Here is a 16,313-nt window from a genome sequence, read left to right on the forward strand (position 1 = left end):
TTGCCGGTCGTGACCTTGCGCTTGTTCGACACCGAATCGCGGGCCGTGCGGGATTTCGTTCCGCTGATCCCCGGCCGGGCTTCGGTGTACCTCTGTGGCGCGACGGTCCAGGGCGAGCCCCACATCGGCCACGTGCGCAGCGGCGTCGCGTTCGACGTGCTGCGGCGCTGGCTGATGGCGAAGGGCCTGGATGTCGCCTTTGTGAGAAACGTCACAGACATCGACGACAAGATTCTGCGCAAGGCCGCCGAGGCAGGCCGCCCCTGGTGGGAGTGGAAGACGACGTACGAGCGGGCCTTCGCGCACGCCTACGATCGGCTCGGAGTGCTGCCGCCGTCCGTGGAGCCGCGCGCGACGGGCCACGTCACCCAGATGGTCGAGCTGATGCAGCGCCTGATCGACGCCGGCCACGCCTACGCGGCCGACGGCAACGTGTATTTCGACGTGCTCAGCTACCCCGAGTACGGCCGGTTGTCGGGGCACCGGATCGACGATGTCCACCAGGGGGAGAGCGCGGGGAGCGGCAAGCGGGACCCACGTGACTTCACCCTGTGGAAGGCGGCCAAGCCGGACGAGCCGTCGTGGCCGACACCCTGGGGTCGCGGCCGCCCGGGCTGGCACCTCGAGTGCTCCGCGATGGCCGAGTACTACCTCGGGGAGTCCTTCGACATCCACTGCGGCGGCATGGACCTGGTCTTCCCGCACCACGAGAACGAGATCGCCCAGGCCAAGGCTGCCGGCGACGGGTTCGCGCGGTACTGGCTGCACAACGGCTGGGTGACGATGGGCGGCGAGAAGATGTCCAAGTCGCTCGGCAACGTGCTGTCCATCCCGAACGTCCTCGCCCGGGTGCGCCCGCAGGAGCTGCGCTACTACCTGGGCAGTGCCCATTACCGGTCCATGCTCGAATACTCCGACGCGGCTCTGCACGAGGCGGCGGCGGGGTACCGCGGACTGGAGTCGTTCGTCCTCAAGACCCGGGACCGGGCCGGCGAGATCCCGGTGGGAACGTGGACCGAGGAGTTCGCCGCCGCCCTCGACGACGATCTCGGCGTGCCGAAGGCGCTCGCCGAGATCCACGGTCGGCGCAGCGAGGGCAACAAGGCGCTCGACGCCGGCGACCTGGACACCGCGGTGCACATCGCCGGACAGGTACGCGCCATGCTCGGGATCCTCGGGGTGGACCCGCTCGACCCGCACTGGGCCGAGGTGGCTGGCAGCGATTCGGCGGCCCTCGAGGCCCTCGAGGTGCTGGTGTCCGCAGAGCTCGAACGCCGGCAGGCGGCGCGGGCTGCGAAGAACTGGGCGCTCGCCGACGAGGTGCGCGATCGATTGACGGCGGCGGGCATCGAGGTGACCGATACGCCCAACGGACCCGAGTGGTCCCTGAAAGCAGGGCAGTGATGGCTGGTAATTCTCAGCGACGAGGTGCGGTCCGCAAGGGCGGCACCAAGAAGGGACAGGTCGTCGGGTCCGGTGGGCAGCGCCGCCGCGGCCTCGAGGGCCGCGGTGCCACCCCCAAGGCCGAGGACCGTCCCTACCATCCCGCCGCGCGGCGCGCCCGTGCTGCGGCGAAGACCGCCGACAAGCGCGGCCGCAGCACGGCCGGCCGCAAGGGCGAGGACGGCCCGGAGATGGTGCTGGGCCGCAACCCGGTGGTGGAGTGCCTCCGCGCGGACGTTCCCGCGACGGCGCTGTACGTCGCCGTGGGCGCCGAGGCGGACGAGCGACTCAAGGAGGCCGTGCAGCGGGCCGGGGACGCCGGCATCTCGATCCTGGAGGTCCCGCGCGGCGAGCTCGACCGGCTCACCGCCAACGGCATGCACCAGGGCATCGGATTGCAGGTTCCGCCGTATCGCTACGCCCATCCGGACGACCTGCTGGCCGTCGCCCACGACAACCACGAGCGGCCGCTGTTGGTGGCTCTCGACAACATCACCGACCCGCGGAACCTCGGTGCGGTGATCCGGTCGGTCGCAGCGTTCGGCGGCCACGGCGTGCTGATCCCGCAGCGTCGCAGCGCTGCCGTCTCGGCGGTGGCATGGCGAACCAGCGCGGGTGCTGCGGCCCGCCTCCCCGTCGCCCGGGCGACCAATCTGACGCGCACCCTCAAGGACTGGCAGTCCCGTGGGGTCCGGGTCGTCGGTCTGGATGCGGGGGGCGATACCACCCTCGACGATTTCGACGGCACGGACCCGGTGGTGATCGTCGTCGGCTCCGAAGGCAAGGGGCTGTCCCGACTGGTCCGCGAGACGTGCGACTCGATCCTGTCGATCCCGATGGCCGGTGACGTGGAGTCGCTCAATGCGTCCGTCGCTGCCGGTGTCGTGCTCGCGGACATCGCGCGTCAACGCCGCATGCTGTAGTTCCGTCGGCCGTGCGGCCGGTGTCGTTCCGTCGGCCGTGCGGCCGGTGTCGTTCCGTCGGCCGTGCGGCGGGGGTCGGGGAACCGTTCCGCTTCCGGCCGCGTCGAATCGGGTAGAGCTGATCGACAGCGGACGGGGGACACATGGCACAACGAACCGAATTCACGGGACGGATCGGAATCGATCCGCCGCTGAACCGACACGAGATCGACTTTCTCGTCGCGTTCGCCGGATCGGCCAGTGGCCCCCACCGGTCCCCGGCCGACGGGCTGCCCACCCGGGGGCGACCGCTGTCGTGGTGCCAGTGGGTACCCACCGCCGACGGCGCCGCGCTGGTGTGGAACGGCGGCGAGTGCTTCTACTTCTACACGGAGTGGCTGGCCTACCTGATCGACACCTTCCTCTCGCGCCGGGCGCGGCTGCGGCGTGCCTCGCGTGCGGCGGTCCCGTCCGGGAACTTCACGTTCGATCACGTTCTCACCGGCACGGTCGACGTCCGCACACCGGCCGGCACGCTGCGACGAATCACCGTGCGGGACAACCATGTCCAGGAGTGCGTCGTCGCCGGGCCGAGTCCCGTGGTCCGGCCTCCGGGAGATGTGGCGGTGTCCTGAGCTGTTTCGCAGTCATCGCGTGAGGGTGGCGACGAACCGCACCCGATGTCCCGGCCCGAGCTGCGCGGCGACGGGAAGATCGGCGAGCAGGACGACGGCGATCACCGGGTGGTCGCCGACGACAGGATGGTCGGCCAGGAACAGGATGGGGTTGCCGTCCGGGGGGACCTGCACCGAGCCCGGGGCGGTCGGCTCCGGACGATCGGTTCCGCCACGCGCGAGATGCAGCTTGCCGGGTCCCTGCAAGCGGATGCCGATGCGGTCCAGCTGCGGGGTCACGGCCCATGTCTCGTGCAGCAGCGCATGCACCGAACCGGCGCTGAACTCTCCGGGGTGCGGGCCCAGATGCACGCGGAGCAGTGCCGGGTCCTCGGGCGGGGCCGGTGGCGGGATCTGTTCCTCGCCGGGTAGCTCGCCCGTCAGGGTGCCGACCGGTATCCGGTCGCCGTCCCTGAGCCGGTCGGGCCCGGTCCCGGTCAGGGTGTCGGTGGATCGGCTGCCGTGGGTCTCGGGCACGTCGATTCCGCCGCGTACCGCCAGATACGAGCGCACTCCGCTCGTCGGATTACCGAGGGCCAGCACGGCGCCGTCGTCCAGCCTGAGCACCGAGTAGTCGGCCTCGGGGTGGCCGTCGACGGTGACCGGCACGCGGGCGCCCGTCACCGCAACGACGTTCGCGCCGATGCTGCGCACCGTCAGACCGCCGGCGGTGATCTCGAGCGTCGCCGCAGACGGGTCGTTGCCGACCAGGCGGTTCGCAGCGTCGTGCGCCGTTCGGTCGGCGGCACCCGACACGCCCAGCCCCTGGTCCTCGCGTCCCGGCCGGCCGCGGTCCTGGACGGTGGTGAACATTCCGCTGTGGACGACTTCGAGCCCTTGCATGGGGGAAATTGTCCTCGCCCCGCCGCCTGCGGCGGGCGCGTCCGGGGGATCTCGCTGCCCCCGAACATATCCGTCCCGGACCGGCGGTCGGCGATCGGCCGGCGAGCGACACGCAGCCCCTCCGAGCGACGGCGAGGCGCGCCACATCTTGCCGAAGTAATACGGTCGATCGTATGCTCATCCGCATGACGACAGTATCGAAGCCGCTCACCGAGGACACCGATCCGCACGTCCTGCCTCCGGCCACGGCCGCCGCGATGCTCGAGGGTGCACCGTGGAAGCGGTACGCCGTGTTCGGCGACAGCCTGTCGGTGGGCGCAGGCGATCCCACGCCCGGCTACGACAACCTCGGATGGCCCGCTCGGGTCGAACGGGTTCTTCGAATGGTCGAACCGGACCTCCGATACCTCAACACGGCGCGCATCGGTGCCACCACGGCGCAGGCGCTGGAGGAGCAGGCCGAGCGGATCGCCGCCTTCGAACCCGACCTGCTGCACGTCAACAGCGGGGCGAACGATCTCCTGCGCCGCAATCCCGACTGGGATCGGATCGAAGACGGACTGCGCACGATGTACACCTGGGCGGCGGGGACCGGCGCCCAGCTCAGCGTCCTGACGTTGGGTCGCGCATTCGTCATCCCGGCCTTCCCGGACTGGACCGAGCGTGTCGCCCGCCTCAACGACATCACCCGGAAACTCGCCCGCGAGTTCGACGCCGTCCTCGCCGATTCGTGGGACCACCCGCTCAACGACCGCGAGAACCTGCTGAGTGAGGACAAGATTCACTTCGCCACCACCGGGCAGGCCGTCCTCGCGACGTTGGTCCTCGAACAGCTCGCGGCCCGGGTGGGCGCCGACCGGGCCTAGGGGCAGGACTGGATCCGCCACGAAATCGCTGGAGAATCGGGTGACGTAAAATTCACCGCATGTCGAGCGCGACACCCCCGTCGTCGGGAACGGCAAGTCCGCTTGTCGGTGACATCACCGACAAGCGGCTTCTTCGGGGTGCCCGCACTCGTCGCGCGGTCCTGGACCGGGCCGTCGACCTCGCGTCGCTGGACGGTCTCGAGGGGCTGAGCTTCGGACGCCTCGCCACCGACACCGGTCTCAGCAAGGCCGGTATCCAGAGTCTGTTCCGTACCAAGGAGGCGCTGCAACTCGCCACCGTCGATCATGCCCGGTCGATGTTCGTCGATTTCGTCGTTCGTCCTGCTCTGTCCGAACCCCGAGGGGTGGCGCGGATCCGGGAGCTCATCGGACGCTGGATCGTCTACGCGGAACGGCCACTGTTCGCCGGCGGCTGTTTCCAGGCCGCCAATCTGACGGAGTTCGACAGCCGGCCCGGCCCGGTTCGGGACGCGCTCGCGCGCAACCAGCAGGAGTGGGTCGACGCGCTCTCCGGCGAGCTCGCCGTCGCCGTCGAGAACGGTGAAATCGCCGATCTCGATGCGGATCTCGCGGCATTCCAGATCGACGCGGTGCTGCGGTCCGCGAACACCGCCATGCGCCTCGGAGACGGAGCGGCGGGGGACAAGGTCCGACGCATCGTGGAAGGACTGCTGCGTCCGCCGGGGCGAACCGTCCGATAGGGCACGGTCTCACGCGTGTGATCCGGCGCGATTCGATGACGGGCCCCGTGAGTCGGGGACCTCCGACTTCGTTGTGGGGCAACAATATGCACAGGAACGTCCAACTCGTCGGAATCCGGGTGACCGGTCCGAGCGTCGTCGAGGTTGTTCGCCGACAGGTTGACGCCGGGGGTGCCCTCGGGCATGATCATCGGCAACGGCGCCGCCGTCGGTCCGACCGGCCGATGGGGACGTCGGCGCATGGCTGTCGAGACAGCGGCCACACCGGGTAGGGGACCCCGGTGGCAGGTCATTGGGGGGATTCACCGTTACGGCAACACATCTGGATGTCGGTGTACAACGAGGTCGCCGACGTCCAGGTTGCCGTGCCGGTGATTGATCAGAATGGGCACAGCGCATGATCCTTGGCAGACTCGCCGAAGTGGCATGGCGTCTACCTCGCACCGTGGTCGGGGCGGCGATGCTGTTCCTCGTCGTCGCAGGTGTCTATGCAGCGCCGGCCGCAACCCGGCTGCCGTCCGGTGGATACGATGTTCCGTCATCGGAATCAGCTCGGGCAGAACAGATTCTGGACGAAAGGTTCCGAACGGGTGGACTGCCGGTGGTGTTCACGGTTACCGACCCTGCGGGAGCCGGCAGCGTGCGAGCGCGTGACGAATCCTCCAGGATTGTTGCGGCACTGCAAGATTCGCCACACGCGGTCCAGATTGCGTCGTACTGGACCGCACCCTCCCCGCTCGACCAGATCCTGCTGAGTGCGGACCGGAACACCGGGCTGGTCGTCGCACGAATCGCCGGCGACGATCGGGAGGCACCGATCCGGGCGCACGAGATCGCGGCGTCCCTCGTCGGAACCCGCGACGGTGTGACCGTCACCGCCGGTGGTCAGGCCATCACGTACTACGAAGGCACACAACAGTCCCGAAGTGATCTGATCCGGCTCGAGATCATTGCGGTACCGCTGACCTTCATCGCGCTGGTCTGGGTGTTCGGCAGTCTCGTCGCGGCGCTGCTCCCGCTGCTCGTCGCGGCTATCGCTGTCGTCGGCACCGGTGCCTGCCTCTGGGCGCTGTACGCCGTCACCGACGTCTCGGTGTTCGCGGTGAACCTGGCGACGGGCCTGTGCTTGGCTCTCGCGGTCGACTACACGCTGTTCATCGTCAACCGATTCCGTGAGGAACGGGATGCGGGGACCGACGCACACGCGGCGCTGGTACGCACCATGCTGACGGCCGGCCGGACCGTGTTCTATTCGGCGCTGACCATGGCGGTGACCCTGGCGACGTTGCTGATCTTCGAACCGTATCTGCTTCGCTCCCTGGCATATGCCGGACTTGCGAGTGTCGGATTCGCGATGGCGGGTGCGCTGTGCGTCGCGCCGGCGCTGATCGTTCTCGCAGGAGATCGCATCGACGCACTCGATGTGCGAAAGCCGCTGCGACGCTGGTTCCGTCGCGAAGCCGTGCCGATCCGCGCCGTCGAGGATTCGTTCTGGTACCGCACGTCGGCGGCGGTGATGCGACGACCGGTCGTCGTCCTGGTGACGCTCACGATCGCGCTGCTGACCCTCGCGTGGCCGTTCCAGGGTGTGCAGTTGGCGTATCCCGACGACCGGGCGCTGCCGGAGTCGACGACTTCGCGGCAGACGGGCGACATTCTGCGAGCCGATTTCGCCCAGGACTTCGCCGGCTCGACCCCGATCGTTCTGACCGGTGCAGTGACGACCGTGCCGCAGGTCGCGGACTACGCGAGGGAACTCTCGACAATCGACGGTGTCCTGTCGGTCAGCAGCCCCGGCGGGGTGTATGCGAAGGGCATGCAGATCAGCCCACTCCGAGTCGATTCGGCAATCTCCGGTGACAGCGCATACGTCACGGTCTCGACCACGAAGGACCCGTACTCGCAGGAGGGCAAAGAGCAGCTCGAACGGTTGCGCGAGGTCCGGTCGCCGGCACCCACACTCTTCGGCGGCCTCGCGCAGCGTGACCTCGACAACGTGCACGGCATCACCGACCGCGTGCCCGTCGCAGTCGCGCTGATCGCTCTCGCGACGTTCGTGCTCATGTTCCTGATGACCGGCAGCGTGGTGCTTCCGGTCAAAGCGCTGGTCACCAACGCCCTCTCGCTCACAGCCGGATTCGGCGCCATGGTGTGGATCTTCCAGGACGGCAACCTCGGGGGTCTGGGTACCACCGCGACCGGACACGTCACGGCGTTCGTTCCACCCCTGCTCGCTGCCATTGCCTATGCGCTCTCGATGGACTACGAGGTCTTCGTGTTGTCGCGCATCCGCGAGGAATGGCTGGCGACCGGGAACAACCAGAGGTCGGTGTGTGCCGGCCTGGCGCGGACAGGTCGCATCGTCACGGCCGCCGCGGTCGTCATGACGGTGGTCTTCCTGGCGATCACCGCCGGGGAGGTTTCGTTCATGCGCGGACTCGGCCTCGGACTGACCATCTGCGTGCTGGTGGACGCGTTCGTGGTGCGCACGTTCCTCGTCCCGGCCGTCATGGCACTGACGGGCCGGTACAACTGGTGGGCGCCCGCGCCGCTGGCCCGATGGCACGCCAGACGCGGATTCCGCGAAGGGGAAGCGGTCCCGATCCCAGAACTACGAAAAGAGCAGTCGCTGTGGACAACCTGAACAGATTCGAAACCGAGGCCACGCATGCGGTCGCGCGGGCCGAGTGGTTTCTCGCACTGGTGGTCGTCGTGGTGCTGGCCGTCGCCCATCTCGACGAGATCGACTGGGTGGCGTTCGTCGCGCTCTTTCTGATCATCGACATCATCGGCTACATTCCGGGCGCGATCGCGTACCGGCGCAGCGCGGATCACGCGGTTGCGAAGGGCTACTATGTCGCCTACAACGTGATGCACAGCTTCCTCACGGCAGCCGCGATTGCGGCGGCATGGTCGCTGATCTTCGGTCCGGAATGGGCGCTTCTCGCACTGCCGATCCATCTGTGCGGAGACCGAGCTCTGTTCGGAAACACCATGAAGCCGTTCGGAATCTCGTTCGAACCGGTGAAGCATCCGGAGTTCGATGCCTTCGACCGTGCCTACCACCGCGTCGGTGTCCGCTCCGACGATTCCACGAACCACAGGGGGTTTCGACGTGCGCTTCCTCGCGCGTGAACGTGCCGTACTCGAGCAGTTCCTGCCGGGACTCGACGACGCGCTGGCCGATGTCCCGCTCGCGGACCTCGAGGGCAGTGCGGCCCTCGGTATCCCGCTGCTGCGTGATGCCGGCGGAGCCGGACTCGTGATTCCGGTCGAATACAAGGGCAAGGGCGCGAATGCTCTCGATGCCGTCAGGATCCAGCGGGCACTGGGCTCGCGGTCGCCGTCCCTGGCCGTGGCGAGCACCATGCACCACTTCTCCGTGTCCAGCCTCGTGCTGCTCGCCGAGACCGGGGGGAAGGAGTGGCTCGTCCTCGAAGCGATCTCCGCGAAGAACATGCTCGTCGCGTCCGGATTCGCGGAGGGCCGCCCCGACGGCCACATCCTCACCCCGACCATGGACGCCACCGTGACGGCCGACGGGGTCCGGGTCAGCGGGACGAAACGACCGTGCAGTCTGGCGCGGTCCATGGACCTGCTCACGGCCAGTCTCCGGCTGCCCTCCCCGGACGGTCGCGGGGACCGGCTGGCCGTCGCCCTCATTCCCGCCGACGACCCGGGTGTGACGGTCGCTCCGTTCTGGTCCAGCTTCGCTCTCGCCGGCGCCGAGAGCGATCAGGTGACGATCGACGACGTCCTGGTGCCTGCGGATCTGGTGGTACTCACGGAGGTGACCGAGGACGGGCGGCTCGACGCCGTCCAGACCGCGGGTTTCGTGTGGTTCGAGCTGCTCATGGCCGCCTCGTACCTGGGTGCGGCCAGCGCACTGGTCGAGCGTGTGCTGTCGGTGGAACGATCCGCCGACGTCGAGCGGATGCAGCTCGTCTCGCGCACCGAGAGCGCGCACGCGGCGATCGAGAACATCGCCCGGCAGGTCCCGCACGCGCAGACGGACGCGGGGCTCCTGGCCGACACCCTGTTGGTGCGGTACGCGGTACAGGACACGATCGCGTCGGTGGTACCCCGAGCGGTCGAACTGCTCGGTGGCATGAATTTCATGACGTCGGACGACGTCGGATACCTCGCCGCGGCCGTCAACGGCCTCGGCTTCCACCCGCCGTCGCGCACGCGAATGGCGGGACCGCTGACGCGCTATTTCGCGGGCAGCCCCCTCGAGATCGCATGAGGAGCGAAGAATGACGTGGCGTAGAAAGACACTGTTGTTGACCGGCGGCTCCGGTGTCGTCGGACGGGCACTGATCGACGAACTGTCGCACGACTTCGACGTGGTCTGCATGCGCAACCGCAACCCGGTCGACGACGTCCGGGTCAGCGAGTTCGCCGGGTCCTTCGCCGAACCGCGGCTCGGCCTGTCCGCCGGCGACTACGCCGTGCTGTCCCGCCGGGTGGATGTGATCGTGCACGCGGCGGCGGCAACCAGTTGGCGGGAGGACCCGCGACGGATTCGTGAGGTCAATCTCGGTGGCCCGACGGCATTGCTGGAGCTGGCGACGCAGGCATCGGCGCCGCTGTACTTCTTCAGTACCGCCTTCGTCGCGGATCCACCTTCGGCACAGGGACATTCGCCGGGAGCCGCGGCCTATGTGCAGTCCAAGATCGAAGCCGAGGCGCTCGTCCGGTCGCATGCCGTGCCGAGTGTGATCGTGCGGCCGTCGATCGTCATCGGTGATTCGGCGGACGGGCGGATGGCGGCGTTCCAGGGTCTGCACGCCGTGCTGGGAGCGATCGTGCGGGGCGCCGCACCGATGATCCCGATGCCGGCGAACGCTCTCATCGACTTCGTACCGCAGGACCTGGTTGCGGCCGTCATCGGCCGGCTCGTACGTCAGGAGGTCACCTCCGGCGAGTACTGGCTCACAGCCGGCGACCAGGCATTGTGTGCACGGCAGATCATGGACCTGTGCATGGGCCTGGCGGGTGACCTGGGTCTGTCGACGCGGGAACCGCGTCTCATCCCGACCGAAGCCGTGGACCGCCTGATCCTTCCGCTGCTGGAGGATTCGCTTCCGGCCCCGCTCCAGGCGAAGTTCCGCGATCTGCTCGAGTTCGCCTGGCTCTTCCAGAGCGCCGACCCGTTGCCGAACTCGCTGCCGGAACTGGGCTTCGCCGCGCAGGTCACCACGGAGGAGCTCCGGAAGACGGCCTACCTGTCGATGCGCTACTGGGCGCAGGTGAAGGGGCTCGTGGCCGGCGACGACGACGGGCGGGCGGCGTGACCGCCTCGGGCGTCCGGACCGGGATCGAGGACCTCTGCCGTGCTCACCAGGGCAGCGGGCGGGCCGCTCTGGGCCGTCTGCTCGGGGGCATGGAGGAGATCGCGTCGGAGGGCGCCTGGGTCGTCGTCGCGGACGGTCGGCGCTTCCTGAACTTCGGCGGCCACGGGGTGTATCTGCTCGGGCACCGGCATCCGGAGGTGACGGCAGCGGTGCACCGGCAGATCGACACGCACCCGATGTCGACGCGCGTCTTCTTCGAACCCGCGGGCGTGCACGCGGCGGCGGCACTGTCCGCCGTCACGCCTGCGGGCCTGGACCTCGTGCACTTCGTCAACTCGGGCGCCGAGGCCACCGAGGCGGCGTTGAAGCTGGCGCGGGCACATGGCAAGACCGAGATCGTCACGACCGTCAACGGCTTCCACGGCAAGACCCTGGGGGCACTGAGTGTCACCGCCCGCCCGGTCTTCCAGAGGCCGTTCGAGCCGCTGCTGCCGGGGGTGACCGCCGTGCGGTACGGGGACGCCGCCGAACTCGACGCCGTGCTCGCCCGGGTCGCGGGCCGGGGCGTCCTCATCGTCGAGCCGGTACAGGGTGAGGGAGGGGTGATCGTGCCCCCTCCCGGCTATCTCGCCGCCGCGGCCGATCTGTGCCGACAGCACGACGCGCTGTTGATCGTCGACGAGATCCAGACCGGTCTGGGGCGCTTGGGCACGTGGTGGGGTATCGACGACGCTCGGATCGTTCCGGACATCATGCTCGTCGGTAAGGGACTCTCGGGCGGTGTCGTCCCGATCTCCGCGATGGTCGCCACAGCAGAGACGTATCAACCGTTCGCCAAGGACCCGTACCTGCATTCCTCGACCTTCGCGGCCTCGCCGATCGCGTGTGCGGCAGCCGCGGCGACGATCCGGGTCATGCGCGACGACGACATCGTCGGCAAGGCGGCGGATCTGGGCCGGCGCCTCGTCCACGCCGTCGGGAACGCCGTGGCGGCTCACTCCTCGGCGCACCGCATCGAGGTCCGCGGCCGCGGACTGCTGATCGGCATCGAGTTCGACGATCCTCGATCGGTCGGAGACCTGTACCTGAACCTCGTCGATCGCGGGGTTCTGGTCAACCACTCCCTGAATTCGCCGACAGTGCTACGTCTCACCCCGCCGGCCGTCCTTTCCGACGGTGAACTGGACTTCTTCCTGACCGCGTTCACCGACGCGCTGTCCGCTGCCTTTTTCGCCTGAGCCCTACAGCAAGGAGAACCCCCATGCGCAGTGTCACCATGTCGTTCGTCCTCCCCGGAATCGACCCGAGCGCCGCCTTCGACCGGATCGGCGACTTCGAGAGCTACCCCCGATTGACCGAGGCTGTGGTCGCGGTCGAGGTGGCCCCCGGGGACGCCGGCGAAGTCCGGTCCAGCTGGACCGTCAAGTTCCGCAAGGGGCTGCTGCGCTGGACCGAGCACGATGTGCTCGACCGCGACGCCGGAACGATCGCGTTCACGCAACTCGAAGGGGACTTCGAGGTGTTCGACGGAACCTGGCGCATCGGCCGGACGGAAGACGGCGCGTCGGTGGTCTTCGACGCCCGGTTCGACCTGGGCATTCCGTCACTGGCCGACATTCTCGACCCGGTCGCCGAGGGTGCGCTGCGCGAGAACATCGCCCTCATCCTGTCCGGGTTGTTCGGCGAGATACGACAGCCGGCGCTGGCGGTCGACGCGTGACCACCACCCAGGACGCCGCGCAGCACCTCGCGCGGCGAGATGCGCTCGCCGTGCTGCGGGACTACGCCCGGAGTTCGTCCGCGTTCCTCGCACTCAACGAGGGCAACCGGTACTTCACGGTGCCGGGTCGCACCGGGTTCGTCGCCTACCGGCCGGTCGGCCGACGTTACTGGATCCAGTTCACCGGTGCCGTCACCCCCGAGCACGATCGATCCGCCGTCGACCATGCCTTCACCGAAGCGGCGAAGCGCGCCGGGAAACGGGTCGTGGCCGTGCAACTGGAGCGGTCCGATGCCGAGCGCGCAGCCGCGAACGGATGGGTGGTCAATCAGTTCGGATCCTCGTACAGCATCGACCTCTCCGCATTCAGCCTGCGCGGCCGGAAGTTCGTCAAGACCCGCAACATGATCACCCGTTCGCGTCGTGAGGGGGTGACCGTGCGCGAGGCGACGCCGGAGCAGCTGACCGACCCCGCGTTCGCCACCCGACTGGACCGGCTCGATGCCGCGTGGTTGCGGAACAAGGGGCGTCACGTCAAGGGACTCAAGCTGATGGTCGGGGAGCGCGGCGGCGAGGTCCAGGAGCAACGCCGGCTCTTCGTCGCCGAAGCCGCCGGCCGGATCGTCGCGTACATCTCCTACTCGCCCGTCTTCGGCGAGAAGGCCGGCTGGCTCTACGACTTGACGCGGCGATCCCCGGACGCGCCACCCGGCGTTGTCGAGCACATCTTCGCCGAGGCGGCACAGGTGCTGCGCGAGGACGATGCGCCCTGGCTGCACCTGGGGCTCACACCGTTCGTCGGCATCGACCCGGACGCTGCTCTTCCGGGTGCGTCCCGCATGCTGAGCACCGCAACAGGACTGATCGCGAAGCACGGTTCGGCCGTCTATCCGGCCGCGAGTCAGCTGGCCTTCAAGCTCAAATGGCGTCCCACCCTGGTGACGCCGGAGTACATCGCATTTCCCGGTCGTGTTCGCCTGCGAGACCTCTGGAGTCTCGCCCGGGCGACGAATTCGCTCTGAAAGGAGGAACAATGGTCGATGCGACCCGGTGCCTGGACACGGCACCGATCTGGAAGCAACTGGCGGATTACGTCCCCGATGCACCACGACTTCGCGGGTCGGCCGGGGCCGACCTCGTGGTCGTCGGCGCCGGACTCGCCGGACTCACCGCGGCCTACTACGCGGCCAGGGAACGGCCCGAACTGAACATCACCGTCCTGGAGGCCGGCCGGATCGGATCGGGGGCGACGGGCGCCAGCACCGGCATCGTCGGTCCCGGTCTGAAGATTCCGCTCGCGTCGCTGAGGAGGAAGTACGGCGACACCACGGCGCGCGCCGCCTTCGGCGCCTCCCAGCACGGGGTGAACCTGCTGCGCGAGCTCATCCGGACCGAGCAGATCGACTGTGATGCGCGAGAGGAACCGCACACGCTCGCGGCGCTCACGCCTCGTCAGCGCGAGCGGATGGCGGCCCACCTGATGCACCTCGAACAACTCGGCTACGGCGTCGAGTGGCTCGGGCCGCAGGACCTCGTCGAACGGGCGGGACCGGGATACGTGGCCGGATTCTCGTACGAGAACGTGCTGCTCGTGGATCCGTACCGCCTGCTGCTCGGTCTGGCCGACGCACTACGCCGCCGCGGTGTCGAGATCCACGAGCACAGTCGTGTCGTCGACATGCAGCCGGCACGAGGGGGTGCGACCAAGCTCTACACCGCGTCGGCCGACATCACCGCGGACCGTGTCCTGTTGGCCGTGGACGGGTACGCGCAGAAGCTCAATCCCTTCCCGAACTCGGTGGTGACGATCCGAGCTCACGTACTGGCCACCGACCCGCTGAGCTTCGAACAGCGCGCCGCCCTCGGCTGGAACGGTCGTGGCGGAATCATCGACCAGCGAAACTATTTCAACTACTACCGAATGACCGCCGACCACCGGCTGGTGTTCGGCGGGGGACCGGTCGTCGTACCGACCGGCGATCCCGTCCCCGACGCCCGCACCGCGGATGCGGTACAGCAGAGACTTCGTCGCGAGATCGGTGAGAGATTCCCGATTCTGAAGGATGTGCCGGTGGTGGCGAGATGGACTGCGCTGGCCGGGAGCACCGAGGACCGGCTGCCGGTCGTCGCTCCGGTGCCCGGACGGCCCGGTGTCCTCTACGCGGGCGCCTGGTGTGGTCACGGTCTGTCGCTCGCCGTGGATTCCGCCTGGCGCTTCGGGCGGACGGTGGGCGGCAGCGCGGCCGACAGCACCCTGCCGTGGACCCGCCTGCGGGGCCTGACACTGCCGAAGCCCGCGCTCGAGGCCGGCACGAGGGCATACCTGCGGATGCTCGACCTCGCCGATCGGCACGACCTGCGGACCGGATCGCCGAAGTCCCGGGAGGACGTGCCGGGACGCGTCGCTCCGGCCGAGGAAGGAGTCTTCTCATGAGCGCGAAGATCGATTCGGCCGTCCTGGCGCCGCCGACGGACGACATCCCGCCCGGTGCCGGGACGCAGGATCCCGTGCCGCCGAGCGGTGCGGGATCCTGCGAGGGGGCGAGCAGCTCGAGCTCGACCGGTGAACCGTGCATCGAGACCGCCGACATCGTGATCGTCGGCGCCCGGATCGCGGGGTGTGCACTCGCCGTCCGCTTCGCGGAGGCGGGAAAGCGCGTGGCGCTGCTCGATCGTGGTGAGCGGGAAACGGATGTGCTCTCCACCCACTACCTGCAGGACCTGCGGCTGTGGGACGAGCTGGGTGTGCTGCGTGAGTTGCACGAGTTCGGTGCTCCACCACTGCATTCCACTCGAACGGTCATGGACGGAGTGGACATGTCCGTGCATCACCCGCAGTGGCCGCGGATGTGTGTGCGACGGTCGGGCCTCGACGAGCTCCTGCGCCGCAGGGTCGAAGCCGTCGGGGTGCCGGTGCGCACCGGCGTGACGGTGCGACGGCTGCTGAAGGAGAACAACGGACGGGTGCGGGGGGTGCTGGCGACGAGAGCCGACGGCAGCGAGATCCGGATCCTGGCACCGCTGGTCGTGGGTGCGGACGGCAGGAACTCGACGGTTGCCAAGCTCGTGGGTTCCGCCAAGTACGCGGTCACCACCAACGATCGTGATGCCGTCTGGCGGTACTACCGGAATCTGCCGGTGCCGCCCGAGTTCCAGCTGGTTCGTGACGGCCGCGACATCTACTTCATGGTCCCGTGCGACGACGGCCTGACCCTGGTGGTCGCCCAGCCGCCCCGCGACGACCCCCGCGACTACCGGAACAGGGAGGTGTTCGAGGAGAACGCGCAGCGCATCATCCCCACGTTGCGCGGTCTCATGGCCGCCGCGGAACAGGTCGGTGACGTCCGCCAGGTACGTCGGATGGACGGCTACTTCCGGGAGGCGGCGGGACCGGGCTGGGTGCTGATCGGCGACTCCGGGCACTTCAAGGACGTCATCACCGGCCAGGGGATCTCCGATGCCCTGCGGCAGGTGCGGATGTTCACCCGCACGGTGCTGCCGGAATGGGGGAGCCCGCGCACCATCGACCGCGCTACCCGACGGTGGTGGAAGGAACGCGACGCCGAAGCGCGTCCGATGTACTACTTCTCCCGGTCGATCGGACTGGGTCTTCCGACCAATTCGGTGGACATCGAACTGTTCCGATACATCAGTGCGTCCCGGCGGCGCAGGGACAATCTCACGCTCATGCTGAGGCACGAGTACAACCCACGCAGGCTGATGGGTCTGCCCGCGGCGGTGTCCATGGTCCGTGCCGCGAGTCGGCCGCACAACTCGGTGGTCTCCGTCGTCGACGATGCGCGGGCATCGCTGTACCGGCAGTTCGGCCGGAAGCAGGCGAGGTGA

The 16,313-nt window shown here is 68.6% G+C and carries 15 protein-coding genes; 14 read left to right on the top strand and 1 reads right to left on the bottom strand.

The window, feature by feature from the left end; translation table 11 throughout:
* Positions 1 to 9 precede the first annotated feature (9 nt).
* The 3 genes from cysS to LZP97_RS23960 all read left to right on the top strand — a co-directional run bounded on the left by cysS (position 10) and on the right by LZP97_RS23960 (position 2,980).
* Positions 10 to 1,404: a cysteine--tRNA ligase gene (gene cysS, locus LZP97_RS23950; RefSeq protein ID WP_040273817.1), complete on the top strand. Its 1,395-nt coding sequence runs from the start codon at positions 10 to 12 to the stop codon at positions 1,402 to 1,404.
* Complete coding sequence (gene rlmB / locus LZP97_RS23955; protein ID WP_010594578.1) at positions 1,404 to 2,366, top strand: 23S rRNA (guanosine(2251)-2'-O)-methyltransferase RlmB; 963 nt, start codon at positions 1,404 to 1,406, stop codon at positions 2,364 to 2,366. The genes cysS and rlmB overlap by 1 nt, the downstream gene beginning before the upstream one ends.
* Before the next feature lie 143 nt (positions 2,367 to 2,509).
* Positions 2,510 to 2,980 (top strand): hypothetical protein, encoded by a 471-nt coding sequence (locus tag LZP97_RS23960; protein WP_048773407.1) that lies wholly within the window; start codon positions 2,510 to 2,512, stop codon positions 2,978 to 2,980.
* A gap of 12 nt (positions 2,981 to 2,992) precedes the next feature.
* Here the strand turns inward: LZP97_RS23960 and LZP97_RS23965 are convergent, their stop codons facing one another.
* Positions 2,993 to 3,862: a biotin-dependent carboxyltransferase family protein gene (locus LZP97_RS23965; protein ID WP_048773405.1), complete on the bottom strand. Its 870-nt coding sequence runs from the start codon at positions 3,860 to 3,862 to the stop codon at positions 2,993 to 2,995.
* Positions 3,863 to 4,047: 185 nt separating this feature from the next.
* On the opposite strand from LZP97_RS23965, the gene LZP97_RS23970 reads away from it, so the two are divergent.
* From LZP97_RS23970 to LZP97_RS24020, 11 genes are all read left to right on the top strand, one after another.
* Positions 4,048 to 4,728: an SGNH/GDSL hydrolase family protein gene (locus tag LZP97_RS23970; protein ID WP_234420158.1), complete on the top strand. Its 681-nt coding sequence runs from the start codon at positions 4,048 to 4,050 to the stop codon at positions 4,726 to 4,728.
* 59 nt (positions 4,729 to 4,787) lie between these two features.
* On the top strand, positions 4,788 to 5,450 hold the full coding sequence (locus tag LZP97_RS23975) for a TetR/AcrR family transcriptional regulator (RefSeq protein WP_010594574.1): 663 nt from the start codon (positions 4,788 to 4,790) through the stop codon (positions 5,448 to 5,450).
* A 397-nt stretch (positions 5,451 to 5,847) separates the two neighbouring features.
* Positions 5,848 to 8,094, top strand: a complete 2,247-nt coding sequence (locus LZP97_RS23980) for an MMPL family transporter (RefSeq protein ID WP_048773403.1) — start codon at positions 5,848 to 5,850, stop codon at positions 8,092 to 8,094.
* The gene (locus LZP97_RS23985; protein WP_010594572.1) at positions 8,082 to 8,585 is read left to right on the top strand and encodes a hypothetical protein; all 504 of its coding nucleotides are present in this window, start codon (positions 8,082 to 8,084) and stop codon (positions 8,583 to 8,585) included. Before LZP97_RS23980 ends, LZP97_RS23985 begins: the two co-directional genes overlap by 13 nt.
* A complete protein-coding gene (locus tag LZP97_RS23990) occupies positions 8,566 to 9,696 on the top strand; it encodes an acyl-CoA dehydrogenase family protein (protein ID WP_040273761.1) in 1,131 nt (376 codons plus the stop codon). Before LZP97_RS23985 ends, LZP97_RS23990 begins: the two co-directional genes overlap by 20 nt.
* A gap of 10 nt (positions 9,697 to 9,706) precedes the next feature.
* Complete coding sequence (locus LZP97_RS23995; RefSeq protein ID WP_225222885.1) at positions 9,707 to 10,747, top strand: SDR family oxidoreductase; 1,041 nt, start codon at positions 9,707 to 9,709, stop codon at positions 10,745 to 10,747.
* The gene (locus LZP97_RS24000) at positions 10,744 to 11,985 is read left to right on the top strand and encodes an aspartate aminotransferase family protein (protein ID WP_040273763.1); all 1,242 of its coding nucleotides are present in this window, start codon (positions 10,744 to 10,746) and stop codon (positions 11,983 to 11,985) included. Before LZP97_RS23995 ends, LZP97_RS24000 begins: the two co-directional genes overlap by 4 nt.
* 23 nt (positions 11,986 to 12,008) lie before the next feature.
* Positions 12,009 to 12,467 carry a type II toxin-antitoxin system RatA family toxin gene (locus LZP97_RS24005; protein WP_010594568.1) on the top strand — a complete coding sequence of 153 codons (459 nt, stop codon included), beginning with the start codon at positions 12,009 to 12,011 and terminating at the stop codon, positions 12,465 to 12,467.
* Positions 12,464 to 13,489, top strand: coding sequence for a bifunctional lysylphosphatidylglycerol flippase/synthetase MprF (locus tag LZP97_RS24010; protein ID WP_082170401.1), 1,026 nt, complete (start codon positions 12,464 to 12,466; stop codon positions 13,487 to 13,489). The genes LZP97_RS24005 and LZP97_RS24010 overlap by 4 nt, the downstream gene beginning before the upstream one ends.
* A gap of 11 nt (positions 13,490 to 13,500) precedes the next feature.
* A complete protein-coding gene (locus tag LZP97_RS24015) occupies positions 13,501 to 14,901 on the top strand; it encodes an NAD(P)/FAD-dependent oxidoreductase (protein ID WP_010594566.1) in 1,401 nt (466 codons plus the stop codon).
* Positions 14,898 to 16,313, top strand: coding sequence for an NAD(P)/FAD-dependent oxidoreductase (locus LZP97_RS24020; protein WP_010594565.1), 1,416 nt, complete (start codon positions 14,898 to 14,900; stop codon positions 16,311 to 16,313). Before LZP97_RS24015 ends, LZP97_RS24020 begins: the two co-directional genes overlap by 4 nt.

It is taken from the genome of Rhodococcus sp. DMF-1, assembly GCF_021441945.1.
Taxonomy (GTDB): Bacteria; Actinomycetota; Actinomycetes; order Mycobacteriales; family Mycobacteriaceae; genus Rhodococcus; species Rhodococcus ruber.